Raw genomic sequence first — 15,655 nt, forward strand, 5'->3', positions numbered from 1 at the left:
GCGCACAAGTGCGACCTAGTTGGGTTCGTTGGCGTCGATCTCGGCGAATACTTTCTGCGCCGTCTTGAAGGCCGAGTTGGCCGAGGGCACACTGCAATAGATTGCGGTCTGCAGCAGGATTTCCTTGATCTCGTCCCTGCTCAGACCGTTGTTGAGGGCCGCCCGGACGTGCATCGCGAGCTCCTCCCAGTGACCATGGGCCACCAATGCCGTGAGGGTGACGGCGGAGCGCATTTGCCGGCTAAGACCGGGCCGCGTCCAGATGCCGCCCCAGGCGATCCTGGTGATCATGTCCTGGTAGTCCTCGGTAAAGGAATCCTTGTTGGCGTTCGCCCTGTCCACGTGCTCATTTCCCAGCACTTCGCGGCGGACCACCATGCCGGCGTCGTAAATGTCCTGCGCAGTCGCTTGCGGCTGCACGGCACCGTTCCGTTCGGCACCGTTTTGCTCAGTTGAAGAGCTCATCGTCCGTTCTCCTTCATGAAGGTCCGCATCAGCCCGGCCACAACTGCAGGCGCCTCCGCTGGCGCGAGGTGACCGACGCCGTCGAGCGTTTCAACAACAGCAAATCCGCCAGCAGCGGTGATACCGGCGACAACAGCTTCAGCGAACGACGGCGGCGCAACCGAATCCTCGACGCCGGCAATCGCCTGGGTGGGGACGGTGATGCTGCCGAGTTGCTCGCGGACGTCGAACCCGGCGAGGGCTTCGCAGCAGAACGAGTAGCTGAAGCGATCCGCATCGCGCAGTGAGTGCAGGAGGCAGCTGCTGATTTCCGGCTGGCGGTCCATGAAACCGGGACCGAACCAACGCTCGGCGGAGCCCTGGATCATCACAGGCGTCCCCAGTTGGCGCACGGTTTCAGCGCGCTCCAGCCAGCCCTCAGGCGTGCCAATCTTGGCGCCGCTGCACTGCACGGACAGGCTGCGGAGGCGGTCGCCATGCTTGATGCCGAGTTGCAGGCCGACTGTGCCGCCCAGCGAAACGCCCGCGTAGTGGAAGTTCGCGCCCGGTGAAACGGCGTCCACAAGATCGACGAAGGCGTCAGCCAGTTCTGCGACATCGAAACCTTCCGTGGCAGCTGGCGAGATGCCGTGGCCGGGGAGATCCCAGCCGATGACGTCGTAGTCGTCGCCCAGGAGAGCGGCGGTTTCGGTCCAGAGAACAGTGGACGTGCCCAGCGATGGGCCGACCACGAGGAGCGGCTTGGCTCCCAGTTCGCGCTGCGGGGATAGCAGCACGGCCTTGACGGTTGGCTTAGCCACGGGTGGCTCCTTTCGATGAAGATCCAGTGAAGTCCGGGTAGGCGGCGAGAATCCGGCGGCTTATTTCGGCAGCTTCACCGAGGTAGCTCGCGGGGTCCAGGAGCGCTTCGAGTTCGGCGTCGGAGAGCTTGTCCGCGGGGACGGTTTCGCGCAGCAGCTTGGTGTAGATACGGGACTGCTCGGCGGCAGGAGCCTTGAGCGTTTCGTCGACGACGGCCTGCAGCTTCTGCTTTCCATCCGCACCCAGGAGAGGCGCGACGGCGGCCATCACACCTTCGCTGAGCAGCAGCGGTCCCGAGATTTCCAGGTTGCGGCGCATGGCCTCGAGGAAAACGCGGAGGCCTTCGGTGAGTTCGCTGACGTGACCTGCGGCCCCCAAGGCCAATGCGAGCAGCTGACGCAGGGCTGGCCATTCGCTGTGCCAGGCACCGTCCGGGCGCTCATCGTTGAAGGTTGCCGCGGCGAGGTGGAGCTGCGATGCGAGGCCTGGTGCCTGCAGCGCCGCACTGCGGACGAGCACGGACAGTACGGGGTTCTGCTTTTGCGGCATGGCCGAGGAGACCCCTCGTCCGGCGGCGAGCGGTTCGCCGAGTTCGCCCACTTCAGGCCTGCTCAGGAACAGCAGGTCCGCGGCGATCTTGCCGAAGGAATCAACCAGTGCCGCAAGTCCATCGCCCAAGGATGTGACGGCCAGTCGGTTGGTGTGCCATGGAGCAGGAGCCGCTGCAAGGCCAAGCTTCGAGGCCAAAGAATCCGCCAATTCAAAAGGCGTGGTCTGCGAGGAAGCGGTCAGCTTGGTCCCCGAAGCCAGCGTTCCTCCGGCACCGCCGAACTGAACAGGCAAATGAAGCGACTCCAGCCGGGCAGCTGCCGCAGCAACCCCTTGGAACCACTGCGCAGCCCTGAGCCCGAAGGTGTACGGAAGCGCATGCTGCGTCAGGCTCCTCCCCACGCACAGCGTTTCCGCATGCTGTTCCGCCAAGGTGGCGAGCGCCGTCGTCGTGCGTTTAACGTCAACGAGCAATGCAGAAACGGCGCGGCTGGCGAGCAGCATGAGGGCGGAGTCCAGGACGTCCTGGCTGGTGAGGGAGGTGTGCACGGCGGTTGCCGCGCTCGAATCCATGGATTTCACCTTGGCGCGCAGGTCACCAAGCAAGGGAATCACAGGGTTGCCCCCGCCCTGGGCGCGTTCCGCCACAGAAGCGACGTCGTAAGAACCGGGATCAGCGGCTTCGGCCACAACTGCGGCGGAACCTGCAGGGACGAGCCCCGCTTCCTCAAGGACGGCAGCCCAGGAGGCCTCGACGTCGAGGATTGCCGCGATCACGGCACGGTCGCCCGTCAGCGCCGCGACAGCGGGCGACGCCGAGACTGGGCTAAGGAGGCCGAAGTCGCTGTCGGTCATGGCTGAGAGTCCGCGTTGACGCTGGTGTCGAGTGAACCGTCCTGCTGGAAGTCCAAGAAGACCGTCTCGTCGCCGCCCTGCAGCCGGATGTCCCAGGTGAGCCCACCATCGGGGTCGCGGCGCGCGATGAGCGTCTTGCGGCGTTCCGGGTCCAGGGAGCTCAGCAGCGGGTCGTTGGCCAGTGCTTCCACGTTTTCCGGCAGGTAGACGCGGGTGAAGAGGCGGTTCATGAGGCCGCGGGCGAACACGGCTACGGAGATGAACGGCGCAGCGCCCGGCTTCGTGGGGCCGGGGTTGACCGTGGTGAAGGTGTAGACGCCGGAGTTACCGACCGAGCCGCGGCCCCAACCAGTGAACGTGTAGCCGTCGCGGACCAGGGAGCCCGTGCGCTGGACGATGTTGCCCTCGGAGTCCGGCTGCCAGATCTCAAGGATGGCGTCCGGGATGGTGTTGCCGGCGCCGTCGTAGACGGTTCCCTGCAAGCGGATGCTTCCGGGGCTGCCCGGAGCAAGGAGTTCGTTGTCCTTGTTAAAGGGAAGGGCGTAACCGTAGAAGGGTCCCACCGTCTGGCCCGGCGTGGGTGTCAGCTTGCTCATGTGCTTACTCCTCGTCCCCGGCGTCGCCGAATGCTTCGTTTTCCGTCCAGGTCCGCTTGGAGCCGGTCAGGATGATGTCCCACTTGTAGCCGAGGGCCCATTCGGGACTGGTGAGCTCATGGTCGTACTGTGCCACGAGCCGGTCGCGGGCGTCCTGGTCCACGATCGATTGGTAGATGGGATCCAGCGGGAAGAGCTGATCGCCCGGGAAGTACATCTGGGTGACGATGCGTTGCGTGAACTCCGAGCCGAACATGGAGAAGTGGATGTGGGCCGGGCGCCAGGCGTTCAGGTGGTTCTTCCACGGGTAAGCGCCGGGTTTGATCGTAGTGAAGCTGTACGAGCCGTCATCGCCAGTGATGCAACGGCCGACGCCGGTGAAGTTGGGATCCAGCGGGGCGGGGTGCTGATCGCGCTTGTGGATGTAGCGGCCGGCTGCGTTGGCCTGCCAGATCTCCACGAGCTGACCGGCAACCGGGCGGCCGTCGCCGTCCAGGACGCGGCCAGCGACGATGATGCGCTCACCCTGCGGCTCGCCGTTGTGCTGGATGGTCAGGTCCGATTCCAGCGCGTGCACATCCTGGTGGCCGAACGCGGGCGAATAGAGCTCGATGGTTTCCGGGTCCGCGTGGTGCAGGTTCTTCGTCGGGTGCCGCAGGATGCTGCTGCGGTACGGTGCGTAGTCCAGGCGCGGCATGGTCTCCGGAGCCCTTCCGTTCTTCAGGGCCTCCGCATAGCGGTCCCCGATGCCCTTCATCTCAGCACTGAGATCCGCCTGGGTTTCCACTTTCCTGGAATCATGCGCTGCATGTGCCTCAGCGGGAGGCACGAGCTCCTCGGATTCGAGCGCTTGTGCAGAGTTGACTTGTGCAGTCTGTTCTTGCGGCACAGCCGGCTCCTTTCGATGGGTTGGATTGTTGCTTCAGGGTTTATGACCGGTGTAGCGAGTCGTATTGGACGGCGTGGCGAACCGGTGCATTGGGCGCTCCGTAGCCGTCGTAGTTGCCGCGGCGTTCCACCATTTCGAAGAACACGCTGCCAACGGTGGCGGTGTAGAAGTGGAGGAATTCTCCGTTGGCGTCCCGGTCGTAAAGGAGGTTGAGCTCCTTGAGGGTTGCGAGGAAGCCGGTGTCGAGGTCGAAACGGGCGTCCAGGTCCTCGTAGTAGTTGGCCGGAATCTCCAGGAACTCTAGGCCGCGATCGCGTGCGGACCGGGCCGTTGCCACGAGGTCTCCCACGGCGAAGGCGATATGTTCCTGGTAGGTCTTGCGTGCACTCTGGGCCTGCTGCGCCGGTGCGAGATTCAGGACCAGCCTGACTGAGCCGTCCGAGGTCTCCATGACCTGCGAGCGCACCAGGCCGCTGGGGCTTGGGACCTCGGCGAAGGGCTGTGGCTCCAATGCCAGGGCGCTGGTGTAGAAAAGGACGGCTTCGTCGAAGTGCTGCCAGGGCTGGGCGAGGTTCACGTGATCAATCACAGCGTTCCGCGGCGCTGCGGAATGCTCCAGCCCCTCGCCGAACTCATGCGTCCACGCAGCGGTCCCATCCGGGCTGCCCTGGCAGAGGAAGATTTCGGTGGAGTCCGGCGCGGAGATGCCTTGGAAGACTTCCTCATCGGCCTGGACCTTGCGGGCAACCACCGGCGCCTTGAGTTGCTGGGCGCGAGCGGAGGCAATCACTGGAGAGTCGACGTCGAACCCTAAAGCGGCGATAGCCGGTTCCGAATGCGAGGCCGCTTGCTCGTTGATGATTACGCGGGCCTGGCCCATGGTCCAGAGCTGGACGTCTTTGGTGCGGTGGCGCCCTTCGAATTCGAAGCCGAGCTGGCCCAGGAGCTTCTCGAGCTGCGCGGTGTCGTCGGCTTTGACCTCGGCGAAGTTGAAGCCAGCGGGCTCGTTCACCTTGGGCAGTGTTGCCAGTTCCATGGGATAACGACGGCGGGAGGCGCCACCGTTGACCGGCTCGCCGTCCGCGGAGGTGCTCGCCAGCCACTTGGCGCTCTGCTCCTCCAACCAGATCAGGGAGCGCATGGCATCGACGGCGGTGCGCTCGGTGTCCGACTGACGGAAGACGTCGTTGAAGACTTCAAGAGAAACCGGGCCCGTGTAGCCGGCGCGGACCACGTGGCCCATGAACTTGGCGAGCTCGAACTGCCCCTCGCCCGGGAACACCCGGTAATGGCGGCTCCACGAGAGCACGTCCATGGAGAGCTTGGGGGCGTCGGCAACCTGGACGAAGAAGATCTTCTCAGCGTTGATGTCCTCGATCGGCGCTGTGTCCCAGTCGCGGGAAAGGATGTGGAACGAGTCCAGACACGTTCCGAGGTTGGGGTGATCCACCGTCTCGACCAGACGATAGGCGTGCTCGTAGTCGTTCACGTACTTTCCCCAGGCCAGGGCTTCGTAGGCAACTTTGACGCCGTGATCCCCGGCCAATTCTGCGAGTTCCGCTAGCTGAGAGGCGCGGAGTTCGTCGTCGTCGATCGTTGCAGTAGCGACGTTGGAGCAGACCAGGATGGTGTCCATGCCCAGGCGTTCCATCAGGTTGAACTTGGCCTCGGCCCGCTTGAGGTTGGCCTTCAGCAGGTCCGGAGTGACGCCGTCGAAATCGCGGAAGGGCTGGTACAGATCCAAGCCGAGGCCAAGATCCGCGGCCATTTTCCGCACTTCCTCGGGACTCAGGGGCGAAGTGACGAGGTCCTGCTCGAAGATTTCGATGCCGTCGAAGCCCGCGATGGCGCAGGCCTGCATCTTTTCTTTCAGCGTGCCGGACAGGCAGACCGTTGCGATTCCGGTGCGCATCAGTGACCCGCCTTTGCCAGAGCCGGGGCTTCGGTGGCGGCGAGCGCATCCTCGACGGCGATCAGCTCAAGGAAGTGGGCCCGCATGCGGTCGCGATCGGCGTCGTGGCCCGTGAAGAGCCGGAAGGCGTCGGCGGCTTGACCGACCGCCATGCGTCCGCCGTCGAGAACTTTGCAGCCCTTGGCGCGCGCTTCGCGGACCAGCTGCGTCTCGATGGGGCGGTAGACGATGTCCGCAACCCAGTGCCGCGGTTCCAGGAGGTCGATGTCCAGGGGCAGCCCGGGGTGGGCAGCCATGCCGATCGGGGTGCAGTGAACCAAACCGTCGGCGAGGGGCATGATCTGCGGGAGCTCGTCGGTACTCCGCGGTGTGACCGTGGCGGCCGGGAAGAGTTCGCCGAGTTCGGTGGCGCGCTCTGCGGCCCGCGCCGGGTCCATGTCCACCAGGTCCAGGGCGCCGACCCCGGCGGTGAGCAGGGCGTAGGCGACGGCGGAACCCGCACCGCCCGCACCCAGCTGGACCACGCGGTCCAGCTTCGCACCGGGGAGTCCGTCGGCGAGAGCCGAGCCGAAACCTGAAAAGTCGGTGTTGTGGCCGATGAACCGGCCGTCCTGGATGAGGACTGTATTGACGGCACCCAGGCGACGGGCGTCGTCGGAAATTTCGTCAAGCTGCTCAAGGACCAGCTGCTTGCACGGGTGCGTGATGTTCAGTCCGTTGAAGCCCATGCGCTGGGCCGCGGTGAGGAGATCCCCGACGGCGTTGGCCGGCAAAGCCAGCTCCAGCAGGTCGATGGGGCGGTACAGCAAGCGAAGGCCCTGCACATCGGCTTCGCGTTCGTGCATGGGCGGAGTCAGCGACGGCATGACGCCTTCGCCAATCAGGCCCACCAGAACGGACTCGGCTCGGTTGCTCATCCTAAAGCTCCTTTGACTTCAGCACCCCTGCTTTTGGCACTTTCTGGGGCGCCAACTGCCCGGGTGTCTTCCAGATTACTACAAGTGTTCATATTCCGCACGCTTGTTCTTATCGCGAACAAACGCGATGTGCTGACCCAACTGAGTCGCAGTTGTGCGCGTTTAGCGGCCTCAAAACGCGCTTAAGTGCGACCTAGTTGGGCTAACGCTGGGGCAGGCGGGCCGCGAGTTCAGCCGCGGCCTCCTGCAAAGTAGGGACGTGGGCGATGAGCTCATCCATGGTGAGCCGAAATACCGGAACGGCCGTGGCGAGGGACGCAAAGGCGTGGCCTTGGGAGTTGAGGACCGGCACTGCGACCGCGCGCATGCCGATCTCGTTTTCTTCGTCCATGACCGCATAGCCCTGACGGCGCACTTGCTCGATCTCCGCCCGGAATGCAGCCCGATCGGTAATGGAGCGCTCAGTGAGAGGCTCCAGGGGCAACTCTTCGAGCAGTCGTTCGCGTTCGGCGTCGTTCTCAAAAGCGACTATCGCCTTACCCACGGACGTCGTGTGCAGCGCACCAAGATGGCCAGGATCGCTGGTGACGCGGAAGGTCTTGGGGCCGTCCACCTTATTGACGGTTAGATGATGATTTCCGTCGCGCACCGAGAGGATGGTTGCTTCTTCGGTCCGCTCCGTAACGCGCTGGAGTACGGGAAGGGCCGTTGCCGCGAAGCCGTGGTGATTGGAAACCCGCTGGCCCAGCTGGAAGACCCGCAATCCCAGATGATACCGACGTCCGTCGGGCTCGTAATCCACAAATCCGTCGCGCGTCAGCGAACCGAGCAGCCGGTACGTCGTGCTGAACGGAAGTCCCGCACTCCTGGCCAGATCCGCGGCGCTCGCACCCTTGGGCTCATTCCCCAGCAATACCAACAGGCCCAGGGCCTTGCCGACCATGTCGGTCTTTGTGTCCTCTTTCACACTCATGCGTAGATGCTCTCACATCGTGAGAGCTATTTCTAGATAGTGGGGACAAGTCTTGACAAGTGACCCCAATCACGGCCACTATTGCTGTATTGCACAAGTAGCTCTCACCATGTGGTTACTTTGGGATTGATCCGGCCGCACCTCGCTCTGGTCTTCCCGCAGAAGCTAGATCCGCGACATCGTCGTCACAGAAGGAACACCATGAGCCACACAATGCCGTCAGCGACGCCAGGCACAGTTACGCCAGCAGGAACCCCCAAGAAAGCGGCACTCGCCAGCTTCCTTGGAAGCGCAGTGGAGTACTACGACTTCTTCATCTTCGGCTCCGCCGCCGCCTTGATCTTTCCGCACGTGTTCTTCCCGGACGCGGACACCAACGCAGCCATCATGTCCTTCGCGACCTTCGGCTTCGCCTATGTTGCCCGTCCTGTAGGCGCCGTCATCCTGGGGCACTTCGGCGACAGGATCGGCCGGCAGAAGGTCCTCATGTTCACACTGGTCCTGATGGGCGCCGCCACCTTCGTGATCGGCTGCCTCCCGGACTTCAAGACCATTGGCTGGTGGGCTCCCGTCCTGCTGGTACTCGCCCGCCTCGCCCAGGGTCTTTCGGCTGCCGGCGAGCAGGCCGGTGCCTCCTCAATGACGCTGGAGCACGCTCCGGACAACCGCCGCTCGTTCTTCACCTCGTGGACGTTGACCGGCACCCAGGGTGGCCAGATCCTTGCAGCCCTGGTGTTCATTCCAGTTCTCGCGCTCCCGGACGAGGTCAAGTACGGCATCGGCTGGCGCATCCCGTTCTGGCTCAGTGCAGTAGTTGTCATCGTGGCCTACTTCATCCGACGCACCCTTCACGAGCCGCCGGCGTTCGCCGAGGCCAAGAAGAACAACCAGATCGCCAAGCTGCCCATCGCCGACCTCCTCAAGCTGCACTGGCGCGATGTCCTCCGGGTTGTGTGCTGTGCCTTCATCGCCGCGGTAAGTACGGTCTTTGGAACCCTGGCCATCAAGTACGCCCAGGACGTGGCCCACGTCAGCGGCACCATCACCCTGTGGCTCGTTGTAGTGGCCAACATTGTGGCCCTCGGTAGCCAGCCGCTCTTCGGCATGCTCGCCGACAAGATCGGCCGGAAGCCCGTCTTCATCTACGGTGCCGTAGCCAGCGCCATCATGACTCCGGTGTTCCTGCTGACCCTCGAATCCGGCAACGTCCCGCTGATGTTCCTGGTTTCCGTTGTGTTCTTCTCCTTCGGCTACGCAGCCGCCAACGCCGTATGGCCGTCCTTCTACGGTGAAATGTTCAGCACCAAGGTCCGCTTCTCCGGCCTGGCCATCGGCACGCAGCTCGGCTTCCTCATGGCAGGCTTTGCTCCGACCATCGTCACGGCCCTGGGCGGCACCAAGCCTGGTGGCTGGGTCCAGATCTCCATCTTCACGGCAGTCATCTGCGTGATCGCAGCGGTCTCGGCCATGACGGCCCGCGAGTCAGCAAAGGTCCCGACGGCGGAACTCGGCTTGCACAAGTAAGGCCCGCCTCGCGGAAGGGGCGCCCGCGCTGAAATCGCCGGAAAACCTCCAGTTCCGCTGGAAGTTTCCCGGCGATTTTCGCGCATTTCCAGCGAACTGGTGTCGCCGACGCCGGAAGGACCTACCGCGGATTCAGCACCACTGGCATGAACTTCCCGGCACCCGTTCCGGAGTACATCAGCAACGTGCCGTCCCCGGCAACTCCCACCACGGAGGGGTCCCCAGTACCCGTAAATCCGTTGCCGAGGGCAGCGATGCTGGAGAACATGTTCCACCCTGAACCGAGGTTGGAGCGCGCAAGGAAGCCGCCAGAGCCGTTGCCCGGATAGAGCCAAAGCCCGCCGTCACCGGTTCGGCCAAGGAGATCTTCCCTGCCGTCGCCGTTGAAGTCACCGGCCTGCAGGACCAGGTTGAACATGTCCCACCCGGTGCCGATCTGCTTGCGGGCAAGGAAGCCTCCGGAGCCATTGCCGGGGTAGACCCACAACACGCCGTCGCCGGATTGGGCAACGATGTCCGGCTTTCCGTCGCCCGTGAAATCGCCCGGAGCCAGCAACTGCTCGAAGCCTTGCCACCCGGTGCCGATCTGTTTACGTGCCAGGAACTGTCCCGTGCCGTCCGTCGGGTAAAGCCACAGTGTCCCGTCGGAAGCCCGGGCCACAAGATCGGGGTGCGAATCGCCGTCGAAATCTCCCGCACTCAGCACGGACGTGAACTGGCCCCAGCCCCACCCGACTTGAACACGCGGAAGGAAGCTGCCCGATCCGTTGCCCGGGTAAAGCCACAACGCGCCGTCGGTTCCGCGCGCCAGGATGTCGGCGGCAGCATCGCCGTCGAAATCGCCTGCTTCCCAAACCTGACGGAACTGGTTCCATCCGGTCCCGATCGCAAGCCGATCCGCGAAGCCAATGCCGTCACCTGGATAGAGGGTCATGCCCCCGCCCGCTGCAGCGGTCAGGACGTCCACACGCTTGTCACCTGTGAAGTCCCGGCCGCCAACGATGTCACCTACCCCGTTCCAGCCAGTTCCGACGGCGGCACGCGGCAGGAAGCCGCCCCTACCATCGCCGGGGTAGACGTAGAGAGTGCCGTCGCTGGCCCGCGCCAACAAACCCGGGGCACCGCCGCCGAACGAACCTGACGCTGCCAGGCTGTTGAAGGAATCCCAGCCCTGGCCGATCTGCGTTTGGGCGAGGAAACCACCTGTCCCATTGCCTGGATACAACCAGAGGCGCCCATCCGCACCGGCGGCGATCAGGTCGCTCCGGCCATCGGCGTTGAAGTCCCCCGCCGCGACCAACTGCGTGAAGCCCTGCCAACCAAATCCGATCTGGCTCCGGGACAGGAATCCACCCTTGCCGTTGCCGGGATAAAGCCACAATGCGCCGTCGCTGGTTCGGGCAAGGATGTCCGCAAAGCCGTCACCGTTGAAGTCCGAGGTCCCCAGCACGGCGTTGAAAATGCCCCAGCCCGAGCCGATCTGCACGGAATCATCAAGCCGGTTTCCAGGGAGGCCGCTGAACAAGAGCAAGGACCCGTCGGCTTCGCGGGAGATGACGTCGGCCAGCTTGTCGCCGTCGAAGTCGCCCGCAGAGAAGCGCATGCGTGCCTTGAGTTTGGGATCGGCGTTGATGGTTACGGTCGCCGAGGTTGTGGAGACGGAGTTGATGGTGACCTGGGTGCCCGTGTATGTGGTGAAGGTGCTGCCTGCTTGCCACGCGTGCTTCGTGGCGTAGTACTGTTCCTGGAACGGGATGGTGGATGGCATGAGGATCAGCGAAGACGCGATGGTGGCGCCGCCGCGCTGGACGATCTTGACTCCCCTGTTGCCGGCTGGCCTGCCCTCGTCCCCAAGGTAGCTGTCGTACCCCACCGGCTGCCTGAGTTCCAGGTAGTAGACCTCTTTACTGACCGGGTCCGTGAACTTGATGGCGCGCTGCGCGTCCGTGCCACCCCATGGCTTGAGCGTGTAGCTTTTGACGCCAGTGGCCACCCCGACATCGCGGATTTCGTCGCCGCGGCCCAGCCCTGCGTAGTCCCAGAAGCTGGAGCTCACCACCGGTTGGGCGTACTGTGCCGCGCCCATGAGGTCCGTGGTGTCTCCGTATTCACGGATGTAGCAGGAGCTGTCCGTGAACCGCCCGGTGCTGTCCACGCCGACGTCGGATGCGCCGCTGTAGCACTGCAACGCATCGGCGTGCATTAGTCCGATCACGTGCCCGAATTCATGGCTCATTACGTTGTTGGAGAACTTGCTGATTTGCGGCATCAGCACCCGCCCGCTGTAGCTGCCGCTGCTGTAGCCGACGCCCAGGGCATTCCCGGAAAGCGTGGACGTGGGAATAAAGATCACCAGCGCCGTGTAGGGGCTTGCCGTCCATTTCAACTCACTGGTGATGGTGGACATGATGGTGCTGTAGCTGTCGGTCGACTTGGCTTTGGATTGGAACCCGGAGACCTTGCTGTCCACTGTCATGGACAGCTTGTTGTCCGTCATGGCTTTCCAGTAGCTGCTGGTGGCCCCAACAGTCTGCTCGGCCGCTGACATGGAGACCGGGTTGGTGTTGTCGGCAAGTTTGGCCGTGACCAATCGAACCCGGATATCGCCATTGGGGCCGCTTGCTGCTGCCCCCTCGCCGAGAAGGGATTCGACGTCGGTGATCTCGCCACTGCTGGATGGCGCCTGTCCGGGTGGCGTCTCAAAGACGTGCTCCGAATGCGGTGTCCCCTCAAAGAACCGTACGTTCGGATTATCCGGTGTGGGTTCCGGCACTGCCGATGCAGGGGCCTGGACGAAAAACAGGCCGGTGGCGAAAACCACCAAGCCTGTGGACACCGCGATTGCACGTCGCAAAAAACCCATCAAATCTCCCGGGGACGGAGTCTGTGGTTCCTGTGAGTCTCAAGAACCGTGTTCAGGTTACCGTCGCGCCCGCGCGGGTCCGCGGAAGCAGCCACAAAGCGAAGGTGAGTCCTGCCGCCGGTTGCACCTATCGCCGTCGGACGTCACCCGAAACGCAAGCATCCCGGAATGCTAACCGGACCCTAACCACGCCGAAATACTCCGGCAACAATGCCCCGCCACACTGGAATAGCCGGCAAGTGCAGGCACCAGCTCCAGTTCAGGAGGACACCATGCTGAAGGAAGTCACTACTCACACAAAACGTATACGCGCGATCAGCCAGCTCCACCGCGGAGACGAGATCGAGGCCCGCATGTCCGTTGGTCCCGCTTACGATGACGTGGTCATCCGCCGCGGACGGGTCCAGGAAACAGCGCCTGGAATCGGCGTCGTCTGGATCATGGACCACGTCTCCGGGATGAGGAAAGCCATTAATACCGACGAATGCAGTGTTTGGCGCGTCGCCTGAACCCCGGCTTGACCCCAAATACCCGCTTAGCCGCCGGCCACGGACTGGATAATCAAGACCTCCTGACCGGCCGCAACCTCCGTATCAAGACCTTTCAGACGCCGGACCTCATCGCCGTTCACGTAAATATTCACGAAACGGCGGAGGGCACCGGTTTCATCACGCAAACGCCTGGCCAGAACCGGATATTCTCCGGTTACCGAGTCCAGCAACTGTCCAACGGTCACAGCCCCGTCGGCGGACGCAGTCAGATAGGACTGTCCGCCGACGAGTGGCTGCAGGACACCCGGCAACACCACCGTAAAGTCAGCCACAACGGGCCTAACCAGGCACCGGAGCGCTGGCTGATTCTTCCCGCGCCCCGCCACTGCGGCTTCCAACCACGACGACGGCGGCACGCACGCACAGTACGTCCGGCAAGTGCGAGGCCACTTCAGTAAAGGTCTCGCCCTCGTCGGCGCTGGCGTAGACATCCCCGCCGCGGGTTCCGAAGTACACGCCAGTCGGTTCGGCAGTGTCCACGGATGCGGCATCGCGAAGCACAGCGTTGTATTCGTGGTCCGGCAGACCGGTGTGAAGCTCTCTCCACGTTCCGCCGGCATCCTCGGTGCGGTGCACGCTGAGCTTGCCGTCCGGTGGGATGCGTTCGCCGTCGGCCTTCAGTGGGATGACCCAGGCTGTGCCCTCGCGCCGGGGATGGGTCAGCATCACGAAACCAAAATCCGCGGGCAGTCCCTCTGCGATGGAGTTCCAGTTCTCGCCGTCATCGTCCGTGCGGTACACGCCATGGTGGTTCTGCGCGTACAAACGGCCCTCGACGGCGGCATCCGCAGCAATCTTGTGAACGCACTGGCCAAACTCGGGATTGGGATCAGGCATGAAGTAGGCCGAGATTCCCTTGTTGCGGGGCTCCCAGGAGGTCCCGCCGTCGAGCGATCTGTAAACGCCGCCCGTGCTCATAGCTACATGGACCTTCTCGCCGGACGGATCCACCACGATCGAGTGGGCCGCCGCGCCACCGTACCCCGCACCCCACTCGCTGCGGTGGGGGTGGTCCCAGAGCCCGCGGTTCAACTCAAAGTGCTCGCCGCCGTCGGTTGATTTCCACACTGAAATCGGTTCGCACCCGGCCCAGACCACGCCAGGGCGGGACTCGGTGTCCGGGTAGATCTGCCAGATGCGTTCCAAGGCAGCGTCTGCACCGTCCGGGAACTTGATGGCGCCCTGCTCGGGCTCGGTCCAGGTGGCGCCCAGGTCATCGGAATGGGCGACGGTGGGTCCCCAGTGCTCCGAACGCACCCCCACCATGATCCTGGTCTTGCCGTCCCTGGTGTCTATCCCGATGCTGGGGATCTCGCTCATCAGGAAGTGCGGGCCGGAGAGGGACCACTCCTTGCGATCCGGGCTGGTTGCCAGCCACAAACCCTTCTTGGTCCCAATCGCCAGGACATAACTTTCTGCGGTATCTGCGGTAGCCATGAACCCCATCGAACCATCAGGGCGCATGGGTGGCAACGGGTTCCTTGGAGCATGTGGATAACCGCCCTGGTTTGAAGCCGACCATAGACGAGACTCGCGTCACGTTTCGGCGCTCCGCGCACTAGATATTCGTGAAGCTGTGTTTCAACCGGGCAACCCTTCTGTTCGCTGGCAAGCGCGCCACTGAACTGGGTCACTTTAGATTGGGGAAACAGATGAAAAGGCTAGACAGCATGAGCGATAGGGCCACTTCCATTAAGAACTATGGCTACACCATCAGTTGGTGAGTTCGTGAGTATATTTGCGCAATCCCTAGTTCGACTGTTCGGGGGGAACGGGTAACACATGACTATTGATTCAGCACGAAAATCTCAAGGTGTAGGTCAGCGCCCAAAACGCGGATTGAAGGCTTTCACAAAAGCTTCTGTGATAGCTGTCCTGCTGGGGGGCACGCTCGGATTCGGTGCGGGCGCCGCATACGCCACGAATACGCAGAGTCTAATCGGCCAGTTCTCGACCGGTGGGAGGACATACCAAACGTTGGCCGCGCTTGATACCACGTGGGACGGCGGTCGCGGGAAGGCGGCATCCTTTATTTACGCCCAAGGAGGTGACGTCCCCGTCGGCTGGATTTATGCACGCGGCCGTGCCTTTATTGGTGGAAACTTCTGCGATGAGGGGTGGGATGTTTACAACGACATAGTCGCCCACCAGCTTGATAACGGTGTGTGGCTTTCATGCGGCTATGGGGCCTACCAGTCCTATGGAGTCGTCGGTGCCTGGAACGGCAACGGCTACAACTACTACTACACTCACTGGACACCGGCAGCCTACGGGGGACTCTAGGCATGAAATCATTTACTCAGCATCGCAAGGCCTTTGGCGTCGCGGCCACTACCATCGCTATTGCAATCGGCGGTGTTGTCGGGTTTGCCATCACCACGGCAAATGCCGGGGCACCGACTGTCCAAATTGAACAAGGAGACAAGGTGGACTTCCCCAAGAACGCGCGAGGTGAGACCTACGGGTCCGCAATGGAGGCGCGGACACCGGCCGACGAACCAGATCTCATCAGATCCGTCGGGGACGACGGAAAGATCGGCTATCTAAAGAAGGCTGATCTGGATCAGGGAACACCTAAGTCGCCGGAAGAAGCCATTCAGATGCAGAATGCTCGGAAGGACGGCGCTGGCCGCGTCTTGAAGCTCTACGCTGAAGACGGCACGACTGTCATCAGTCAACGCACAGTCGGCAAAGCCGCACCGTAGGATAGGTACAGATAGACGAATCCGTTTGACGTAGGCAGCCACCCTTCGGCGGCAG

The 15,655-nt window shown here is 63.1% G+C and carries 15 protein-coding genes; 4 read left to right on the top strand and 11 right to left on the bottom strand.

The window, feature by feature from the left end; genetic code table 11:
• Positions 1-15: 15 nt before the first annotated feature.
• From pcaC to AC6I99_RS21435, 8 genes are all read right to left on the bottom strand, one after another.
• Entirely contained in the window at positions 16-465 is a 450-nt protein-coding gene (gene pcaC, locus AC6I99_RS21400) for a 4-carboxymuconolactone decarboxylase (RefSeq protein WP_224092914.1), read from the bottom strand.
• Positions 462-1,265 carry an alpha/beta fold hydrolase gene (locus AC6I99_RS21405; RefSeq protein ID WP_497961819.1) on the bottom strand — a complete coding sequence of 268 codons (804 nt, stop codon included), beginning with the start codon at positions 1,263-1,265 and terminating at the stop codon, positions 462-464. Before AC6I99_RS21405 ends, pcaC begins: the two co-directional genes overlap by 4 nt.
• Positions 1,258-2,670, bottom strand: coding sequence for a class-II fumarase/aspartase family protein (locus AC6I99_RS21410; RefSeq protein WP_497961821.1), 1,413 nt, complete (start codon positions 2,668-2,670; stop codon positions 1,258-1,260). Before AC6I99_RS21410 ends, AC6I99_RS21405 begins: the two co-directional genes overlap by 8 nt.
• Entirely contained in the window at positions 2,667-3,266 is a 600-nt protein-coding gene (gene pcaG, locus AC6I99_RS21415) for a protocatechuate 3,4-dioxygenase subunit alpha (protein WP_497961822.1), read from the bottom strand. Before pcaG ends, AC6I99_RS21410 begins: the two co-directional genes overlap by 4 nt.
• Before the next feature lie 4 nt (positions 3,267-3,270).
• Complete coding sequence (gene pcaH, locus AC6I99_RS21420) at positions 3,271-4,155, bottom strand: protocatechuate 3,4-dioxygenase subunit beta (RefSeq protein ID WP_497961824.1); 885 nt, start codon at positions 4,153-4,155, stop codon at positions 3,271-3,273.
• A gap of 40 nt (positions 4,156-4,195) precedes the next feature.
• The gene (locus AC6I99_RS21425; RefSeq protein WP_497961826.1) at positions 4,196-6,067 is read right to left on the bottom strand and encodes a bifunctional sugar phosphate isomerase/epimerase/4-hydroxyphenylpyruvate dioxygenase family protein; all 1,872 of its coding nucleotides are present in this window, start codon (positions 6,065-6,067) and stop codon (positions 4,196-4,198) included.
• Positions 6,067-6,984, bottom strand: coding sequence for a shikimate dehydrogenase (locus tag AC6I99_RS21430; RefSeq protein WP_497961827.1), 918 nt, complete (start codon positions 6,982-6,984; stop codon positions 6,067-6,069). Before AC6I99_RS21430 ends, AC6I99_RS21425 begins: the two co-directional genes overlap by 1 nt.
• 202 nt (positions 6,985-7,186) lie before the next feature.
• A complete protein-coding gene (locus AC6I99_RS21435) occupies positions 7,187-7,957 on the bottom strand; it encodes an IclR family transcriptional regulator (protein WP_224165817.1) in 771 nt (256 codons plus the stop codon).
• Between the two features lie 201 nt (positions 7,958-8,158).
• Here AC6I99_RS21435 and AC6I99_RS21440 point away from each other — a divergent pair, with 201 nt between their 5' ends.
• On the top strand, positions 8,159-9,481 hold the full coding sequence (locus AC6I99_RS21440) for an MFS transporter (protein ID WP_224165818.1): 1,323 nt from the start codon (positions 8,159-8,161) through the stop codon (positions 9,479-9,481).
• 121 nt (positions 9,482-9,602) lie between these two features.
• Here AC6I99_RS21440 and AC6I99_RS21445 read toward each other — a convergent pair whose 3' ends face one another.
• Positions 9,603-12,344 (bottom strand): FG-GAP repeat domain-containing protein, encoded by a 2,742-nt coding sequence (locus tag AC6I99_RS21445; RefSeq protein ID WP_497961829.1) that lies wholly within the window; start codon positions 12,342-12,344, stop codon positions 9,603-9,605.
• 272 nt (positions 12,345-12,616) lie between these two features.
• On the opposite strand from AC6I99_RS21445, the gene AC6I99_RS21450 reads away from it, so the two are divergent.
• Positions 12,617-12,853, top strand: a complete 237-nt coding sequence (locus AC6I99_RS21450) for a hypothetical protein (RefSeq protein ID WP_224092898.1) — start codon at positions 12,617-12,619, stop codon at positions 12,851-12,853.
• Between the two features lie 26 nt (positions 12,854-12,879).
• Here AC6I99_RS21450 and AC6I99_RS21455 read toward each other — a convergent pair whose 3' ends face one another.
• On the bottom strand, positions 12,880-13,167 hold the full coding sequence (locus AC6I99_RS21455; protein WP_216924633.1) for a MoaD/ThiS family protein: 288 nt from the start codon (positions 13,165-13,167) through the stop codon (positions 12,880-12,882).
• Between the two features lie 7 nt (positions 13,168-13,174).
• Positions 13,175-14,341, bottom strand: coding sequence for a WD40/YVTN/BNR-like repeat-containing protein (locus AC6I99_RS21460; RefSeq protein WP_224093953.1), 1,167 nt, complete (start codon positions 14,339-14,341; stop codon positions 13,175-13,177).
• 531 nt (positions 14,342-14,872) lie between these two features.
• Here AC6I99_RS21460 and AC6I99_RS21465 point away from each other — a divergent pair.
• On the top strand, positions 14,873-15,178 hold the full coding sequence (locus AC6I99_RS21465; protein WP_224092895.1) for a hypothetical protein: 306 nt from the start codon (positions 14,873-14,875) through the stop codon (positions 15,176-15,178).
• Positions 15,179-15,180: 2 nt separating this feature from the next.
• Complete coding sequence (locus tag AC6I99_RS21470; RefSeq protein WP_224092893.1) at positions 15,181-15,600, top strand: hypothetical protein; 420 nt, start codon at positions 15,181-15,183, stop codon at positions 15,598-15,600.
• Positions 15,601-15,655: the final 55 nt, after the last annotated feature.

This window comes from Arthrobacter sp. TmtSoilC77 (genome assembly GCF_059739415.1).